The sequence below is a fragment of the Glutamicibacter bergerei genome (assembly GCF_054495185.1).
On the sequence record NZ_CM137131.1, the window covers coordinates 1,327,914 to 1,346,498 of the forward strand.

Consider the following 18,585-nt stretch of genomic DNA (forward strand, 5'->3'; position numbering starts at 1 on the left):
TAAGCTCAATTCGCTTCTATAGTATATTTTGTAACTTCATGATGCAATAACCATACTATTTAATTCCGAATTTTGTATATAAACATAAATCGAATAAGGGTAAAAGGTAAATTCTAGATTAAAGTAGGTTATGGAATGAAAATTTTATCAATCGTTGGAGCACGTCCACAATTCGTGAAACTAGCTGCAATAGCTAGAGGAATAGAGCGAGTACGGGCCACGGGTACTGAAGTTTCGCATGTTATTATTCACACGGGACAACATTACGATGCAGGAATGAGCGATGTCTTTTTTGATGACTTACGAATTCCAAACCCTGATTACAACCTTGCCATTGGCTCCGCTGACCATGGGAAACAAACAGGGCGGATGCTAGAAAGTATTGAACAAATCTTACTAGTCGAAAGGCCCGAATGGACTCTAGTGTATGGAGATACTAATTCCACACTCGCCGGCGCACTTGCTGCAGTCAAACAACATTTACCGGTTGCCCATTTAGAGGCCGGGCTGCGTTCTTTCAACCGACGAATGCCGGAGGAGCTGAATCGTATTCTCACCGATCACGCCGCCGATTTACTTTTGGCTCCTACAAATCACGCTGCCGAACATTTAGTCAACGAAGGATTGGGCAAACGCGTTGTTATCACAGGCGATGTAATGGCAGATGTCTGTTTGACGGTTGCGGGGTCCGTGCGAAATAATCCACTATCTCTTTATCTCCCACCGATGATTGACTCAGAAAAACCCTACATCGTTGCAACAGTCCACCGTGCTGAAAATACTGATGACCCGGAACGTCTCGCGGCAATCGTCAGAGGCCTACAATCTTTGAAATTGCCTGTGATTCTATATGCACATCCAAGACTTTCAAAGAAGGCATCCGAAGCCGGTATCGAACTCAACTCTGGAAATGTATCAGCTGTGGCACCTGTATCATATCCACAAATGGTGGCGGTGGTCCAAAAGTCAGCTGGCGTAGTGACAGACAGTGGTGGTCTGCAGAAAGAGGCATATCTGCTCGGTGTACCTTGCACCACAGTCAGGTCTGAAACTGAATGGATTGAAACGTTGCATGGAAATTGGAACGTTCTGGTCGACGATCCAAGTACGTTGGTTGATGTTGTTTCGAGACCTTTGCCGACCGCTGAACAAGGAACGCCCTTCGGTATTGGCAATGCGTCTGAAGCGTCCATCCAGGCGTTATTACGCAATTGCGCGGTAGCACGTGATGTTTAATTCAATAATGAGCCTCATGTCAGAAACAATAACATGCGTATTCTAGTTGTCGGTAGGAATATTCCTACTGAGTCGAATCCGACGAGTGGTATTTTCGAGTTCAATCAGGCAAGAGCTCTTTATCGTGCTGGACACGAAGTCATCTATATTGCAGTGGATATTCGGTCAATCAGGCGGCGTAGGTTTCCGATAGTAAAGGTGACTTCGAGTGAGGGAATGCGCGCTTTTGCGATCAGCATTCCGGTTGGTAAGTTACCGGTGAAAATTCAGCGGTGTGCAATCCTATTTGGGTTACACATTCTTTTCCATTTTATTTACAGTAAGTACCCGCTTCCGGAGATCATTCATTCTCACTTTCTTCTAGTTGGTTCTGCGGCTATCGATCTAGCACAGTCCAAGAAAATAGCATTAGTCCATACTGAGCATTCAAGTTACCTTATGCACTCGCAACTAGACAATGCATTCCATAATTTGGCACTTAAGACTTATCAGGGTTCACAGAAAGTTATTGCGGTGAGCCCCGCACTCCAATCTGCCATTCGTGAAAAAGTTGGAACCGAGTCTGTAGTCGTTCCTAATGCCGTTGATACTGCGTTATTTCATAATCAGCAAGTGGAGCATAGCGGATATCGTGTTGTTTCAGTGGGAAACCTTGTCGGGAACAAGCAAATGGACATGACTATACGCGCATTTAGTCATTCAATCGGGCATCTGGAATCGGTCTCGTTGACTATTATCGGTGATGGTCCTGAGCGACAAACTCTTGAGTCGCTTGTAGCGGAACTTGGCCTCACGACGAAAGTAATTTTCGCGGGGAAACGAGAACACTCCTATGTAGCGGAACAATTTGCTCTATCGGACCTATTCGTACTTTCGTCCAAGAAGGAAACCTTTGGTGTAGTCTTTATCGAGGCTTTAGCCAGTGGACTGCCAGTTGTCGCAACGCAATGTGGGGGGCCTGAGCATTTCCTGACGAAAAAAAATTCGTTAGTGGTTAAGGCAAGTGACCTGGACGGGTTGTCAAAAAGTATTCTTGCTGCCTATGAAGGGAATTTCTCGATAAGTTCTGAGGAATCTTCGGCGGAAGCAAGAAGGCTATTTTCCCCAGAGACGATTTCTCGTCGACTAACGGAAATATTTGAGGATATCGTTGCATCGAAGAATGCTACTTAGCCTGAGATCATTTATTTTTGATACGAGTTCTCAGGAAATTAAGGACTATCAACATGTTAAGACGACGCATTGCATATTTTGCGGTGTTTGCATCCGCACTTGACGCCACTGCTATTTCAGTGCAGATTGCTGGCGCTCAGCTTTCGATCTTTCGGGCCACGGTAATTCTGTTGCTGATAATAACGGTCGTGGACTCATTGTACAGCGCAAAGGTCTCGAAGTTTACGAGTTTTAAATTGGATACTAATCCGATGCAGTACCCCCATAAGTTCATGTTATTTTGGCTGATAATGAGCATTTCTAGTTTCATATGGGCGTACGACTACAGCGGATGGGGGAGAGCCACGTTTTTTGTTTTCATTGGCTCAATCGCAACAATTTTATTTCACACCACATTCACTCAGATATCTAATTTTTTTATAGTATTCCGCATAATGGCGATAATGACAGTGTTCCATAATATTGTCGGATGGTACGAGATCACGACCGGTAGATTACTATTCTTGAGTAGAAGTGCCCAATTCTATGCTGAAAACCAGTTAGCAGCATCGATGTTTGGAAACACTAATGATTTTGCCACTTATTTATTGGTATCCCTTAGCATTTTAGTTATAGCGGCTCGAACGAGTCGTCACTGGTGGTCAAAATTTATATTCTATATCACGGTAGCTTCATCGATTCTGTTGGTTCTCAGCACAGACTCTCGCGCAAATATAATATCGATTTTTATTTGGTCACTTATAATTGTGATTACACAGGCTAGAAACGTGCATAGGGTGATAGTTTCAATTTTTACGATTTCTATTACCTTTATTTGTTTATTATTTGTAGATTTAACGTTTATTGTTAAATTTTTAAATTTGGAAACGATTTTCAACTTTACCTTCGACAATAGTCATAGTTCTGACGGTGTCAGACTAAATTTGTCAAAAAATGGCATCCATTTTTTGATCGAAACTATGGGCTTCGGAACAGGCGCAGGAAATATCGAACACTGGATGGAAACTCGTGCCGTCTATCCAACTTCCGGTGTTCTTAATATTCATAATTGGTGGCTAGAAATCTTGGTCGCTTACGGGGTTCTCGTGTTTGTTGGATACATTACAATGATTTTGTTCATTTTCATAAAATTAATTAAAAGCACCTGGCAAAATGGTAATAATATTGTAGGCTACATTTCTGCATACTTATTTGCGGGTATAGCAGCTTTTGTAATTTCCTCTATCAGTTCTAGTTCTAATATTTCCAGTGAATGGCTTTGGGTTTACTTTGCCGTCATAATAAATTTTGCGACTCGTGTTAATCTTTTCAAAAAAGACAATAGAGTGCCATTTACAGAAAAGAAAGCCGTATTATAAACATGAATACAGTATTGATCTTTAGCTTCCTTAACCTCTGGTCTATGGGAGGTCGTAAGGGCGCGCCCTCATTCCAACGCACAGTACAAGCCTATCGAGATGCGGGATGGAAGGTAGTACTACTGTCAACTTCGGACTCACAACTAGTTGAGCAAGAATTGCCTGGCGTACAAGCCGTTCAAATCCGACTTGGTGGTACACGCCTATCGAAGATCAGGGGTTTGGGTTTTTTCGGCAGAATGCATCAGACACTTTGGGGCGGACTTTGCCTGTACTTCATCGGACAGAAAGAGGCTAAGAAGGCAGGCAAACCGATTCTCCTATATGCCTATGAAGTACACGCTGTCCTACCTGCAAAGTTATTGAGTCTACGTTTTAAACTCCCTCTGGTCACTCGGTTTCAGGGAACGACATTGGCACCCGTAGCCGACAGCGTAATTGAAAAAATTCGTCTTTACCCCCACTTTAATGCCCTTGCAACAGATTCAGATCTGATTATCATGACAGATGATGGAACGCAGGGAGATAGAGTACTGGACAGATTGGGTAATAGATCGCCCCGCGCCTTCTGGAGAAACGGTGTAGATGAATTTAATTCTTTATCTGCAGAATCATCAACAGATTCTATTTATGAGTCATTAAAAATAGATAAATCCAGGACTCTTTTGATTACTGTTTCGCGTTTAGTTTCATGGAAACATATCGACCGTTCGATCGAAGCGACTGCGACGTTAATCGAAAATGGATACGCGGTCTCTCTGCTTATTGTTGGTGACGGTGCGGAACGAGATCGACTTATACAGCTAGTCGAGTCCAAAGGTATTACTTCTTACGTACATTTTGCAGGTTCCGTGCCTCAAACAGAAGTCAATCAGTATTTGGAAATTGCTGACGTTTTTCTTTCTCTTTACGACCTTAGTAATCTCGGGAATCCTTTATTTGAAGCAATGACCTGCGCAAAACCAATTGTGACATTGGACGTAGGAGACACGAGCCGGGTAATCGTTGATAATATTAACGGAGTGCTACTTGACCAGCATGACAATCAAACGGTCACGGAAGGGATACTCCGAGTGTTGAATGACTCTGCGTATGCTTCTCAACTTGGTAAGAACGCTAAGCAGTTCGCCAGTGAGAACTTCTGGTCATGGCAACATCGCATGGACATGGAAATCGAAAGAGTGCAAGTTCTAATGAAAAGTAAGTAACTGTGGATATTTCTTTTATTTCGTCAGAAACTTTCGGAACAGGCATTGAGTAGGTCATTGGGCGGCGATGCCGCAAAGTTAACGGGCTCACGAATACTCATAGCTCTAATTTCCATGGTAACCGTCATCCTACTGTCAAGAACTCGAACCTTGGAGGAATATGGAACTTACTCACAATTATTGCTGGTAGGTAATTTAACAGCGAGTATTTTTATGCTTGGACTACCGAACAGTGTTAATTACTTTTTAGGGAAAGCGCGTGACATTCAGGAACGCAAAGATTTTTTGTCTGTCTACTATTTATTGTCTACCTGTCTCGGTATCGTAACCGGACTGATTCTCGTACTATCAGTTCCTTTAATAGAGAAGTATTTTGGAAATTCACTCATCACTTCTTTCGCTTACGTCCTGGCCACATATCCATGGTTTCAGATTATACTCAGTGGTATTGATAACGTTTTTATTGTTTACAAAAAAATGAATTTTTTGGTCATTTTCAAGGTATCAAATGCGATTCTTCTACTAGCCGCTGTTATCTTTGTGGATATTTTTCAGCTTGGCTTTTCGTTTTACATGTTGATATTTGTCGGGATAGAGGTAACCTATTGTATTGCGGTCTATCTAATTGTTCCGAAAGTTGCTGGAATGTTGTCATTTCCACGCAGCTGGAAGTTAGTTCGGGATATTTTGGTTTTTTCGATTCCGCTGGGCTTAGCTTCATCAACGGGAATAATTACAGCCCAATTTGATAAGTTACTGATTGGCTGGAAATTCGACACTGCAGCATTGGCTATTTATACGAACGCATCAAGAGAATTGCCCGTAACCCTTTTGGCGGGTTCCCTTACGGCTGTAGTGATGCCAGTCATTGTTCGTCTTTTGTCTCGTAACCGTATTAGTGAGTCCATCTTCTTGTGGGGCAGATCGACCTTGATCGGATTCGCTTTTCTCTCATTCTTTGCACTTGGTGTATTTACTTTTCCTGGTGATACACTCACGTTTTTGTATTCTGAAAAATATTCAAGTGGCGCAGCTGTTATGCAAATTTATGCGCTTGTCTTATTGTTTAGACCCACATACTTCGGTATGTTTCTCAGCAGTACTGGACGCTCAAAGTCTGTTTTATGGACCTCGCTATGCACGTTGCTTTTAAGTGTTGTTTTTGGGTTAGCTGGTTACCATTTATTCGGATTTATTGGACCAGCTCTTGGTTCTTTGATTGCCATAGCGGCTACTCAATTTGCGCAGCTGATACTAACGTCTCGCTATCTTAACGTATCGTTTGCTAGAATTTTCCCTTGGCGAGGGCTCCTGTATATCTTGCTTTTGAACATACTCTTGGCTTGTTTGGCAGTTCTGGCCAAATGGATGATTCCAATTGATGAGTCCGTTGGTTCTGTCATTGAAACACTTATCATCGGATGCCTTTGGGCAACTATTTATTTCGGCCTAATGTTCCGCTACTTACGACATTGGTGGTTCGATCTTAGAGATCCTGGGGAAGCACCGGTACTTACTGGATATTAGAAAATTAACAACGAGTCCATCGTTATTGGGCGTCGAGAAAATTTGAGTCTCGTATACTATCGAGGTATGGCGGGCACAGTTCAAAATCGGATTCGATAACCTAAACCCGACCGGCGCGTTAATCCTCTAACGCCGACCAGAGAATGTTAATTTGTGGGTATGCGAAACCCCGAGGTCACCGATAAAGAACGCCAACAGCTCAAAGACTACAAAAACACCGCACCACACAAGCTCGTGGTGAAGAAAGCAGAAGCTTTACTACTGCTGTCTGCTGGTGTTGATCCGGTGATTGTTGCTGACTTCGTGGACCGTGAACCTTCCACGTTGGAGGACTGGGTCCGAGACTGGTGCACGCAGCGCATGGCGTCCTTGTTCACTGGTCACGCGGGAAATCTGAATCGATGCTTCTTGACCGCGGAGCAAAAAGAAGCCGTGGAACAGGTGCTTTCCCAGCCGCCGGGTGATGAGTATTTGCCGGCGCAGTTCTGGGATGTTCCTAAACTAGATCGCTGGTTATCGACTACGTTCAACGTTGAGTATGCTTCGCCCACGTCGTATCAGTTCTTGTTGCGTATGGCGGGGTTGTCTTTTCATAAGCCGGAGAAGTTTGACCGGCGGCGAGCCGATGACAAGCTCATTGACCAGCGAATCAAAGAGATCCGGGAAGAACTCGCGGTTCCGTTGGCTGATGAGGATACGTTGGTGTTCGCCGCGGACGAGGTACGTATTGATCAGGAAGCTGTGGTGCGGCGGGCTTGGTATGAGAAGAATACGAAAACGGTGTTGCAGGTGGACCGGCAGAAGGCTTCGCAGTCGTTTATTGGGTTCTTGGATCAGAACACTGGGCAGTGTTTGACGTTGAGGTTGGATTGGCAGAATAGCGCCACGATCTTAGAGGCGGTGCAAACCTTGGTGGGGTTGCATCCGGGGAAGAAGATCGTGATTGTGTGGGATAACGCGACGTGGCATAAGAATCAGTTGCTGCGTGCTGAACTGGGCCTGGGGCAGTCGTTACGGGATGTTCATTTGATCAATTTTCCGCCGTATGCTCCGGATCATAATCCGATTGAGCATGTGTGGAATGATGCGAAGAACGCGATTAGCAATGTTCAGCGGGATGATTTTGAGTCGACGGTGACGGCGTTTGAGGCGCATACCCGGTCGCGGTCGTTTGATTACAAGATTTGAGGGTTGGCCGACCGTTTTTGAAATAAGAGAGCCATAGCAGCTCATATTCACTAGTTACGCGAGACGTTCTGTACGATTAATTTTGCCTTTTCGATGTTTAACGTGGCCGAGTTTTCGTTTCTTTGATGCACTTAATAGTTCACTATAGACACCGGTAAGACTCGATATTCTGACATGTAAGTTGAAACATTTCTGATTCCAATAATTGTATCATTAGTTTATTTCTATTTCATATCTTAAAGGTCACTTGAATGACTTAGGTGATGCGGATGATTTAGTTCAATTTCTGTGAGAAACTATTCAAATACTTTGGAGAGAGACTGAGTTCTTTGGGGCTATCTTATTGGAAAACATTCGTGACAAGTCATGATGGATCACTTGAAGGAAGACCAAATTGAATCAACGTCTAAGTGTGACTCTGTTAAGTTTATACCCGTCGACTATCTGTTAGGATTCAAATCATGCGTATTGCTGTTATTGCCTTAGGTAAAATCGGACTCCCACTTGCTGTCCAGTTCGCAGACTCAGGTCATGACGTCGTTGGTGTGGATGTGAACCCCCAGACAGTCGATCTAGTTAATGCGGCTACTGAGCCGTTCCCCGGCGAAGCTTTCTTACAAGAAAAGTTGTCTAACCTGGTGCCCGCGGGTCGTCTTCGCGCGACGACGAATTATGCGGAAGCAATTCCTGACGTTGATGCCGTTGTTCTAGTTGTTCCATTGTTCGTGAACGATGCGACGTGGGAGCCTGATTTCGCCTGGATGGACGCAGCGACGAAGTCACTGGCAGAACATCTCACTCCAGGAACGCTCGTTTCCTATGAAACAACACTACCTGTCGGGACGACTCGTGGCCGCTGGAAGCCGATGCTTGAAGCAGGCTCAGGACTGGTTGAGGGCGAAGATTTCCATCTGGTGTTCTCCCCTGAACGTGTTCTCACTGGACGGGTCTTTGAAGATTTGCGTAAGTACCCGAAGCTAATTGGTGCGCTTTCACCTGAAGGTGCTCGTCAGGCTCGTGAGTTCTATGAGTCGGTTCTTCAGTTTGATGATCGTCCGGATCTTCCACGTGCGAATGGTGTTTGGGATCTGGGCACGGCTGAGGCCTCTGAGATGGCGAAGCTTGCTGAAACTACTTATCGTGACGTGAATATTGGGTTGGCGAATCAGTTCGGTGTTTTTGCGGCTGATAATGGTATCGACGTTTATCAGGTGATTGAGGCTTGTAATTCGCAGCCTTTCAGTCACATCCACCGTCCGGGTATTGCTGTGGGTGGGCACTGTATTCCGGTGTACCCTCGGTTGTATTTGTCGACTGATCCGGATGCGGATATTGTGCGTACCGCGCGCTTGATGAATGCGTCCATGCCAGAGCGTTTGGTGAAGCAGGCCGAAGGTGTGCTTGGTTCTCTTGAAGGGCAACGGGCTGTGGTGCTTGGGGCTGCGTATCGTGGTGGCGTGAAAGAGACTGCGTTCTCCGGTGTGTTCCCCACGGTTGAAGCGTTGCGTTCGCGCGGTGCCGTGGTGAGTGTCCATGACCCTCTTTACAGCGATGACGAGTTGCAGGCTCTTGGGTTTGAGCCGTATGAGCTGGGTGGCGACGTTGATTTGGCGATTTTGCAGACCGATCACGCGATGTATCGAGAACTTTCACCTGAACAACTGCCGGGTATCAAATTGTTGGTCGACGGACGCAATGCGACTGATGCTTCGCAGTGGGCGGGCACTCCTCGAATTGTCGTCGGTGCGGCTTCCGTGCCGGTCAGCCCAGTCGCGTAAATGAATGCGCGTAGATCTAGTTTTGATTGGAATCGGTGCTGATGGCTGATCGTTCTGCTGTGCGAATCGTAGATTCGGCTGATGTTGCTGCGGATGCCCAGTTGGGTGCCGGCACGTCGGTGTGGCATTTGGCGCAAGTGCGTGAGGGCGCGCAACTTGGTGCGAATTGTATTATTGGTCGTGGCGCTTATGTCGGTACGGGTGTTGTCATGGGCGATCACTGCAAGGTGCAGAATTATGCGCTGGTGTATGAGCCTGCTCGACTTGCTGACGGCGTGTTTATTGGCCCTGCGGTGGTGTTGACTAATGATACGTATCCGCGGGCGATTAATCCTGATGGCTCGATTAAGAGTGCCGATGATTGGGAACCGGTCGGTGTGACTGTTGAGCGAGGGGCGTCGATTGGCGCTCGGGCTACGTGTGTGGCCCCGGTGACTGTTGGTGCGTGGGCTACTGTTGCCGCGGGTGCTGTGGTGGTCAAGGATGTGCCCGCCTATGCTTTGGTTGCTGGTGTTCCTGCACGTCGTTTGGGATGGGTCGGCGAAGCTGGGCATCCGTTGGTTGCAGGAGAAGGACCGGGGGACTGGGTCTGCCCGGTCACCGGGGAGCGTTATGCAGAGTCTGATGGAAAATTATTCAAGGAGAGCGTGTGAGCGAGTTCATTCCCCCTGCAAAGCCAATTATTGGTGATGACGAGCGGGCTGCTGTTGATCGGGTGATGCGTTCTGGGATGGTTGCGCAGGGACCAGAAGTTGCTGCTTTCGAGACAGAGTTCTCAGCGCACTTCGTCCCGGGCCGTTCCTCCGTGGCTGTGAATTCTGGTACTGCAGGGTTGCATTTGGGTTTGCTTGCTGCTGGTGTTGGCCCTGGCGACGAAGTGATCGTGCCGTCGTTCACTTTTGCGGCGACAGGTAATTCGGTAGCGTTGACTGGTGCGACACCTGTGTTCGTTGATATTGAGCCGCAGACTTTCACTTTAGATCCGGCGGCTGTTGAAGCGGCGGTTACCTCGAAGACTCGCGGAATCATGCCGGTGCACTTGTATGGGCACCCGGCGCGGATGCGTGAGCTGGAAGAGATTGCCGCTAAGCATGGCGTGGCGTTGTATGAAGATGCTGCGCAAGCACACGGGGCCTCGCTGGATGGGCGCCCGGTGGGTTCTTTCGGTGAATTCGCGATGTTCAGCCTATACCCGACGAAGAACATGACCAGCGGTGAGGGCGGCATGGTGACCGCAGCCACTGATGAGGTAGCACGCCGGCTACGGTTGCTACGCAATCAGGGTATGGAAAAGCAGTATGAGAACGAGATTATTGGGTTTAACGCCCGAATGACTGATATCCATGCGGCGATTGGCCGGGTGCAGCTGACGAAGGTTGATGCCTGGACTGCGAAGCGTCAGGCGAACGCTGCGTTCCTAGATGCCAACCTCGACGGGGTGACAGTGCCCGTGGTGCTTGACGGTGCAACGCACGTCTATCACCAGTACACGATCCGTGTTCCGGAAGACCGGGACGGTTTCGTTGCAGCGTTGAAGAACGAGTATCAGGTGGGGGCGGGTGTGTATTATCCGATTCCGAACCACCGTTTACCGTCGTTGGCCCCCTATGCACCTGGTCTGGATTTGCCACAAACGGAGAAGGCTGCTCGCGAGGTGGTTTCGTTGCCGGTTCATCCGTCGCTGAGCGAAGCTGATTTAGAGCGTATTGTGTCCGCGGTTAATTCAGTGGTTAAGGCTGGTGCCTAATGAGTGATCTTCGTGTGGGGTTGCTCGGTGTTGGGATGATGGGGCGTCATCATGCTCGCGTGCTGCGTGAGGTTGATGGGTTTGATTTGGTGGCGATTGCTGATCCTGGTGGTGATCCGCACGGGGTGGCCGGTGATTTGGATGTTTTGCCGGATATTGATGCGTTGATTGCTGCGGGGATTGATGTTGCGGTGGTGGCGGTGCCGACGGTGTTCCATGAGGATGCTGCGTTGAAGCTTGCTGCTGCTGGGGTGCATACGTTGGTGGAGAAGCCAATTGCTCATTCGCTGGAGGCGGGGCAGCGGATGGTTGATGCTTTCCGCGATGCCGGGCTTGTTGGTGCTGTGGGTCATATTGAGCGTTTTAATCCGGCTTTGCAGGAGTTGCGTCGTCGGATTGAGGCGGGGGAGCTGGGTGCGTTGTATCAGGTGCAGACTCGCCGGCAGGGTCCGTTCCCGGCGCGTATTTCTGATGTTGGTGTTGGGAAGGATTTAGCGTCTCATGATGTTGATTTGACTGCGTGGGTGGTGCAGTCTGAGTATGAGATGTTGTTCGCGCAGACGGCGCATAAGAGTGGGCGTGAGCATGAGGATATGATTGCTATTACTGGGCGTACGCGTTCTGGGGTGATTGTGAATAACCTGGTGAATTGGTTGAGTCCGCTGAAGGAGCGTCTCACTGTGGTGACCGGTGAGAAGGGTGCTTTTGTTGCTGATACTGCGACGGGTGATTTGACGTTTTATGCCAATGGGACGATTCCGTTGGAGTGGGAGTCTGTTTCGTCGTTCCGTGGTGTTTCTGAGGGACATATGACTCGTTACGCGTTTGCGAAGCGTGAGCCGTTGCGGGTGGAGCATGAGAATTTCCGTGACGCGGTGCTGGGTAAGCCGTCAGATGTGGTGACGATGGCGCAAGGCCAACGAACTCTCCTCGTCGTGGAGAAGGCACTTGAAGCCGCTTGCTCGAATACTGTTTTGCACCTTTAAGCCAGTCCATCCCCAGTCAATCCGTATTATTTAGATTTGTGACGCTCCGTAGTACGTGATCAAACTGCCTCTTGCTTGAATTGGATTCGATTTGAGACTGCGGGCATAGAACGCAATCTGTTTCGAAATTCAATAACATAATTATCTCAAGTTAATAGAATTTTTACCCATATCACGAATTAATATCACTGAAAGAGTAGAAAGGTCATCATTCGAATGTCGGAGTGAAAATACTTCTCAGCCCATTAATATTTACACTCCTAGTCCCAAGCGTAATTACATAACTGTCTTGATTCTATTCTTAAAATAAATAAAGAAATTATATTATCTTAAATTTTCAAACTCGTATAAAACTAATTTTAGGAGAGCCGTCGCCGTGGAGTTGCGTGACTATCTAAGAATCTTTCATAAATATTGGATTCTAATAACGGCCTTCGTCTTAATTGGCATCAGCATGGGTGGAGGCGCATCAATCTTTATGACTCCAAGATACGAGGCATCTACTCAGTTGTATGTTTCGGTACGCGGGGAGGGGCAAGGTATCGTTGACCTCGCACAGGGATCCGTCGTGGCTCGCCAAAGTGTTGCGACGTATGCAGCAATTGCTACGACTGAAAGCGTGCTCGGACCGGTGATTGACGATCTGAACTTGGACGTAAGCTCCGGAGCCTTGGCGTCCCAGATTCAAGCAAGTGCCCCATCCAGTCAGTCACTAATAAATCTCACAGCCACTGGGACAGATCCACAACAAACTGCTGACGTAGCGAATGCAGTCGGAAAAAGTCTGAAACGTGTCGTTGAAACAGAGCTAGAAGCATCCACTGTAAAGGGTGACCCTAGCCTTGTGTCGTTGAATGTAGTTCAATCTGCTTTTGCTCCATCGTCCCCATTTAGTCCGCGTGTACCGTTAAATATTTTCTTGGGTGCTGCGCTTGGCTTAGCTTTTGGCGTTGGCATTGCTATCTTGAGATTCATTCTTGATACTAGAATTCACTCCTTGCACGATGTCGAACTAGTTACAGATGCACCCATGCTCGGCGGTATTACATATGACTCTGACGCGTCAAAGCGACCGTTGATTGTGCACTCCGATCCACGTAGTCCGCGTGCTGAGTCGTTCCGTACCTTGCGAACGAACCTTCAATTTTTGGCTGTTAGTGACTCGGACCAAAAGCACGCTCACACATTCGTAATCTCTTCGGCAGGTGCAGGAGAAGGAAAGTCCACGACTTCGGCGAACTTAGCCTTGGCTTTGGCTGAAACTGGCTCGCGTGTCTTGCTGATTGACGCTGATCTACGTATGCCAGCTATCGCAAAGTATATGGGCATTGAAGGTGCCGTTGGACTGACAGACATCTTGATAGGCAAGGTGGAAGTAGCTGATGTACTTCAGCGTTGGGGACGTGATGAACTTTATGTTCTACCCTCGGGCAAAATTCCGCCGAATCCAAGTGAGCTCTTGGGCTCACGCGCTATGGATGAGCTTCTGGAAGTTGCCGGTGAGTATTTTGATTTCGTGATCATCGATTCGCCACCAATCCTACTTGTTACCGATGCTGCTGTTGTAGGTAAGCGCACGAATGGTGTTTTGCTTGTAGCTGCGTCAGCGTCCACCCGTAAACAGTCTCTTGCGGGTGCGGTAAACAGTTTGCAAGCTGCGGGCGGCGCGCTGCGTGGCATCGTCATGACGATGCTCCCTACCAAAGGCCCCGACAGCTACGCATATGGCGCATATGGCGCCTATGGCGCCTATACCGGTGATCAACTGCCTGATAGAGAACAGTTCACTGCAGAAGAGCCGCTTAATCTCAGAGCTCGACGAGTCGAAAGGTAAATTGCGAAGTGCTCTCTCTTTTCGATAAAACTCCAGATCGTTCCACTTTCAATATATTAGTGGTCTGCACTGGAAATATCTGCAGGTCTCCATTGGGAGAGTCACTTCTCAGAAACGAACTTTCTCCACTTCCCGTTGTAATAAGTAGCGCTGGAACGCATGCATTGGCTGGGCAACCAATGCATGCTCCAATGCAGAAATTTGCAGATGAATTTGGATTGAACGAAGCGGCTGCCCATCAGGCCCAGCAACTCTCACTCGAGATGCTCAAGGAATCTGACTTGATTCTTGCCATGGATAGAGGCCATCGTCGAGAGATTGTTGAGATATTGCCGCGTGCAAGCCGGCACACATTTACCCTTCGTGAGTTTGCCCGTTTAGCTGACCAGGTCAGCAACGAGGCCATTGCAATGCGCTCAGGCCGCTCGCCGTTAGAACTCCTCAGAGCCGCCGTTGAGTCAGTTGCCCAATTGCGCGGAACCTTGCCCCTGCTTGATGATCCTTTTCAAGAAGATGTCGTCGATCCTTACGGTAAAGACCAAGCAACATATAAGCTTTCGGTGGGACAACTTCTCCCGGCGGCCAATGCGAGTGCACGGTTGTTCAAAGATGCGGTGGGAGAGTTCTAATGAGTCCAAAGCAAGCGCCTAGAGCAAATCACAAGAAAGCCCCGCTAATTAGCGTTTTGCTATCTTTGGGTGTTCTGGCCGTGGTTGCCGGGCTGGTTTGCGCACTCGCACTCGCGTAGTGCGGTGAATTCAAAGCTCACCATACTTGCAAGGGTAGTTCAGTACGAATAGCGCAACATCCTGTTAAGTATTTGAAGCTTTGAGCACCACCTAATCGTGCGGTACAGCACCATGTTCGTGCGAGAGAGCACCAGTGGTGGTGTTACTGGGATCCACCGGTGCGATTATGCGCCGGCCAACGCAGTGTGCTCCCTCATGATGTAGGTTCCAGCCTCGACCCAGATCGTGTTGTAGATCATACGGTCCATGATCGCGTCCGCGCGAACACCGGACCCCAGTCGCTGGTGCCAGTCCTTCTGAGAATACTGGGTATAGAACACCGTTGACGTTTCGCCATAGCGGCGCTCCATCAACATGCCGCGCATCGATTCAGTTGGCCGGTCCAACAACGACTCCTCAACGACGAGCATCGTGAACGAGGCATACTTGCGCAGGAACTTCCCGGATCCTCCGGGCCTGTCTTGCGCGGCGACCCAAGCTTCCTCAAGGTCAGGCATTCGCACGTGGTGAGCCCTGATGCGGTTTTCGCAGGCGCGTTTGGCGATAGCGAATCCCAGATACGATTTTCCCAAGCCGGTGAATCCCTGGAAGACAACGTTCTGCTGTCGGTTGTCGAAGGAGCAGGTGCCAAGTTGAGTTAGTAGCTCCCGGTTCAGGCTACGCTCATCGAGCAGGTCGATGCGACGTGGGTCAGCGTTCGGGTAACGCGGCCCAGCCCGCCGGATCAGACCCTCGACTTTGGAACGAGTAATTCTGTCATAGGCGTCATCGACGACTAACCGCACCCGTTCTTCGAGTGGCATGCCGATGCTGAGGATCTCATCCTGACTGTCAATTGCTTCCAAGAGTTCGCCAGAATTCATTTCGCGCAGCTTCCAATTGGATTCCCCGTCCAACCGACTCATCGGGTGCCACCAGCGTAGTAAGCGCTCCCGCGGACATATCCGCCTTCTTCTGTCACAGACCATCTGGAACGGCCCCTGTTTTATCTTGCCCAGTGTCGTGAATTGGCCGCAGGTGAGCATAACGTGGAGATCTGATCGGCCCACGTAACGCCAGCTCGCAGGCCGCTCCGACCCGGACCGGAGAGATATCAATGAGATCGTGTGTCCAAGATGTACTGAGACAGAGCACTGGAATTTGCCGCAATTTGGAAGGAACACGACGTGGCGGGATTCGGCACTCGTGAGCGGATGTTCCAACACCCGGAGAAAGGGCTTACCCGCTACGAGCAGCACAACCTCACTCCGGCCGAAGCCCCGGACCTCACCTTGCTGGTTTACGCTCCGCGCTAGATCACGCCAGCGCATCGGCGGGACGGTTCGCCGGTTTGCTGCCCAAGAGCGTGCTTAGCCCAGATCGAGAGTGAAAGCTTTCCCGCCGGGGCGCGGAATGCTGATGCTGCCGAGCTCATCGGCGGTCTCAGGGAGCATGGCGACGGACACCAGTCCAAAATCGGTGGACCCGAACTCCACCGGCGGGCGCAGATCTTCATGGTTGCCCGGAATTTTGAGCAGTGCCGTGCGGACCGCGTCTTCGGTCAGATCCGGTGGCAGCATGTTCAGTACCACACCGGGGTTTTCTTTGGTTTGTTCGATTCGCAGGGACAGCCCATCGGTTTTCACCTTTGCAGGCTCATCGCATTGAAGGCCAGGCTCGCTGAGTGTGGCGGTTCCATCCCCGTCTCCGCTGTTGGCCCAGGCAATTAAGCACAGGTCGCCCTTGTCATTAACTGCGGCAAATTCTTCGGCGTAAGACAGTGGAGCCAGGGCGCGGAGGCTGACTTGTTTGATCGAAGGATCAGTCACGTCAGCCGGAGGCTCATCTTCGGTGTTGCCTGGACGGGAGAGGGTCGGGATGATCTGGTCGGCGGTGACTTGGTCCGTTTCGGATGCGGCGGTTGACTGTCCTGTCGGGGCAGAAGTGCCCGCTGCTGCGGAGGAACTCGATGCAGAGCCGAGCGTGGATTCGGATGCGGGGTTGCTGCTCGGGGTGCTGGAAGGGGCGCTGACCGCAGTGCACGAGGTGAGAACGAGTGCGAGGGAACCTAGCGAAATAAGAAGTGGGAATTTATATTTCATCATGCACCTTCTGTGGGTAATCTGGCCGGTATGGCTTCTGGATCGGCGGTGAATGTGACGAGCAGAGAATAAACCATTTCATGTTCTGGCTATTTGCTGAAGTAATTATCCATAAGCGAGTGGCCTATTTAATTCGCCTATGCCCTCGACGATAACGTCTCGCGCGCGAGGTATGCAACGCTTTTGGAGGACTTTTTGCCGCACCTGACGCGGGGGATGAAAGTCCAGCGTTCGGTGATGAACAGTGGACAAATATTGGTCAAATATCCACAGTCTTCGGCGGGTATCGCCGAATCAAATTCCGGCTGCTCACGATCGGTTGAACGCAGCACTCGGGGGTGCTTGGCGGTCTATGAGACCGCACCAGTAGATGCGCTAGCGCATGGATGCAAAGGTGCGCGAGGGCGCCTGCTTCGCGAGCGTCGCCTAGACGCGGGTTAACTGTCGGTGACCGGTGTTTGACTGGGCATAGATGAAATCGGTGACCGCGCAACGGGCTAAGCAATGCCCCTATGGGGTAGGGGTTGCATTGCCCGCGCATCTTGGGGATGCGAGCGCGGTGCCGGTTTTGTTTTATTTCGCTGAGGAGAAGAACTCCAAAGCCTTTTCCTTGAACTCGCGGCTGGTGACAGCGTTTGCATGATTGCGTCCGGGCAGCCAGTGTATAGCCGACTCGGTGCCAGCGTTTTTCAGCAGCCGGCGAAGCTGCGGCATGGTGGTTGCCAGATCGTCGTGATCCCCTGCCACGAGTAATGTCGGGCAGGCGGGCACCTTGGATGCCGGAATATATGGATCGGTTTTGATCGCTTCAATCAGCCGGAAGAGGGCATTAAAGTCATTCGCGCTTTCGGATTTGGCAATGTTGATGACCTTCGCGGTGTATTCATCGTGCATCTCCTCGCCCTGGTCCATGAATGCCCGTGCCTGATCAAGTTCAAATGCGGCCAGCGGATCGATACTCGCCGGTCCGCCCATGACAAGCCGGTTGACCAGCTCGGGGAAGTGGGCGGCAAATTCCCAGCCCAGACGCGCTCCAAGAGAATATCCGAGCACGTCCACGGGCCCGGAGTTCAGCTCATTAAGTCCCTCGGCGATGGCTTCGCGGATTCGGGTTGGAGTCCAGCTTCCCTCATTGCGATAGGGGTCCTCTCCATGCCCGGGAAGGTCAAGCAGGATAACGTCGCGTCCGTGGTCGCTGAAATGCTGGACCCAGCGTGAACGGTTCCAGTTCATCTCGGCCGACGAGGCGAAACCATGAATGAGAAGCACCGGGCGTGCTTCCGACTCACTGTTTGCGGAAATCACACGAAGATTCAGATCCAGACTCATGCTCATGATCCTAGGCGACTTTGCGGTTAACTGCTTTGCCCAGCCATTCTTCGCTCGGGATTGCGGAGAATCGAGGTGAAAGCGTCAAAGTTTGTGGACGATTGCGTGGATTTGATCCGCAATGCGCGCCGTTCGTACGAGCCTTTTGGCGGGTAAACCTCGGCGGTACCCGGAACCGAAAACGCGGTGACGTACTCTGTGGGCGCTTGTCTTTAGAAATATTTCTACGTGGCTCTGGGGTGAAGGGGAGTCGGGCTTCCGGTCGGAACGACTCAGCTCAGGAGTTATTTTCTGTTGTGTTCCGAGAGCAGCAGAGCTGAATTTCCAGGCCTTTCCAAACGCGTTATTTGTGTCGGATTCGTTGTCCAGGTCGCGAAGGCGATTAGTTAAT

16 protein-coding genes are annotated in these 18,585 nt (G+C 49.7%); 13 read left to right on the plus strand and 3 right to left on the minus strand.

The window, feature by feature from the left end; all coding sequences use genetic code 11:
* The first annotated feature begins 135 nt into the window (after window positions 1-135).
* The 12 genes from wecB to ACX5K5_RS06205 all read left to right on the plus strand — a co-directional run bounded on the left by wecB (window position 136) and on the right by ACX5K5_RS06205 (window position 14,664).
* A complete protein-coding gene (wecB, locus tag ACX5K5_RS06150) occupies window positions 136-1,236 on the plus strand; it encodes a non-hydrolyzing UDP-N-acetylglucosamine 2-epimerase (protein WP_459175180.1) in 1,101 nt (366 codons plus the stop codon).
* 33 nt (window positions 1,237-1,269) lie between these two features.
* Window positions 1,270-2,409 carry a glycosyltransferase gene (locus ACX5K5_RS06155; RefSeq protein ID WP_459175181.1) on the plus strand — a complete coding sequence of 380 codons (1,140 nt, stop codon included), beginning with the start codon at window positions 1,270-1,272 and terminating at the stop codon, window positions 2,407-2,409.
* 503 nt (window positions 2,410-2,912) lie between these two features.
* On the plus strand, window positions 2,913-3,767 hold the full coding sequence (locus ACX5K5_RS06160; protein WP_459175182.1) for an O-antigen ligase family protein: 855 nt from the start codon (window positions 2,913-2,915) through the stop codon (window positions 3,765-3,767).
* A gap of 2 nt (window positions 3,768-3,769) precedes the next feature.
* On the plus strand, window positions 3,770-4,975 hold the full coding sequence (locus ACX5K5_RS06165) for a glycosyltransferase family 4 protein (RefSeq protein ID WP_459175183.1): 1,206 nt from the start codon (window positions 3,770-3,772) through the stop codon (window positions 4,973-4,975).
* A gap of 114 nt (window positions 4,976-5,089) precedes the next feature.
* Entirely contained in the window at window positions 5,090-6,502 is a 1,413-nt protein-coding gene (locus ACX5K5_RS06170) for an oligosaccharide flippase family protein (protein ID WP_459175427.1), read from the plus strand.
* A gap of 153 nt (window positions 6,503-6,655) precedes the next feature.
* Window positions 6,656-7,690 (plus strand): IS630-like element ISAar31 family transposase, encoded by a 1,035-nt coding sequence (locus tag ACX5K5_RS06175; RefSeq protein WP_459175184.1) that lies wholly within the window; start codon window positions 6,656-6,658, stop codon window positions 7,688-7,690.
* Between the two features lie 461 nt (window positions 7,691-8,151).
* Entirely contained in the window at window positions 8,152-9,468 is a 1,317-nt protein-coding gene (locus ACX5K5_RS06180) for a nucleotide sugar dehydrogenase (protein ID WP_459175185.1), read from the plus strand.
* Between the two features lie 41 nt (window positions 9,469-9,509).
* Window positions 9,510-10,121, plus strand: coding sequence for an acyltransferase (locus ACX5K5_RS06185; RefSeq protein WP_459175186.1), 612 nt, complete (start codon window positions 9,510-9,512; stop codon window positions 10,119-10,121).
* Entirely contained in the window at window positions 10,118-11,215 is a 1,098-nt protein-coding gene (locus ACX5K5_RS06190; protein ID WP_459175187.1) for a DegT/DnrJ/EryC1/StrS family aminotransferase, read from the plus strand. Before ACX5K5_RS06185 ends, ACX5K5_RS06190 begins: the two co-directional genes overlap by 4 nt.
* Complete coding sequence (locus ACX5K5_RS06195; RefSeq protein ID WP_459175188.1) at window positions 11,215-12,201, plus strand: Gfo/Idh/MocA family oxidoreductase; 987 nt, start codon at window positions 11,215-11,217, stop codon at window positions 12,199-12,201. Before ACX5K5_RS06190 ends, ACX5K5_RS06195 begins: the two co-directional genes overlap by 1 nt.
* Before the next feature lie 376 nt (window positions 12,202-12,577).
* On the plus strand, window positions 12,578-14,035 hold the full coding sequence (locus ACX5K5_RS06200; RefSeq protein ID WP_459175189.1) for a tyrosine-protein kinase domain-containing protein: 1,458 nt from the start codon (window positions 12,578-12,580) through the stop codon (window positions 14,033-14,035).
* Between the two features lie 59 nt (window positions 14,036-14,094).
* On the plus strand, window positions 14,095-14,664 hold the full coding sequence (locus ACX5K5_RS06205) for an arsenate reductase/protein-tyrosine-phosphatase family protein (protein WP_459175428.1): 570 nt from the start codon (window positions 14,095-14,097) through the stop codon (window positions 14,662-14,664).
* A 284-nt stretch (window positions 14,665-14,948) separates the two neighbouring features.
* Here the strand turns inward: ACX5K5_RS06205 and ACX5K5_RS06210 are convergent, their stop codons facing one another.
* Window positions 14,949-15,689 carry an ATP-binding protein gene (locus ACX5K5_RS06210; protein ID WP_459175190.1) on the minus strand — a complete coding sequence of 247 codons (741 nt, stop codon included), beginning with the start codon at window positions 15,687-15,689 and terminating at the stop codon, window positions 14,949-14,951.
* Between the two features lie 261 nt (window positions 15,690-15,950).
* On the opposite strand from ACX5K5_RS06210, the gene ACX5K5_RS06215 reads away from it, so the two are divergent.
* Complete coding sequence (locus ACX5K5_RS06215) at window positions 15,951-16,079, plus strand: hypothetical protein (protein ID WP_459175191.1); 129 nt, start codon at window positions 15,951-15,953, stop codon at window positions 16,077-16,079.
* Between the two features lie 54 nt (window positions 16,080-16,133).
* Here the strand turns inward: ACX5K5_RS06215 and ACX5K5_RS06220 are convergent, their stop codons facing one another.
* The gene (locus ACX5K5_RS06220; RefSeq protein ID WP_459175192.1) at window positions 16,134-16,868 is read right to left on the minus strand and encodes a hypothetical protein; all 735 of its coding nucleotides are present in this window, start codon (window positions 16,866-16,868) and stop codon (window positions 16,134-16,136) included.
* Window positions 16,869-17,438: 570 nt separating this feature from the next.
* Window positions 17,439-18,194 carry an alpha/beta fold hydrolase gene (locus ACX5K5_RS06225; protein WP_459175193.1) on the minus strand — a complete coding sequence of 252 codons (756 nt, stop codon included), beginning with the start codon at window positions 18,192-18,194 and terminating at the stop codon, window positions 17,439-17,441.
* Window positions 18,195-18,585 lie beyond the last annotated feature (391 nt).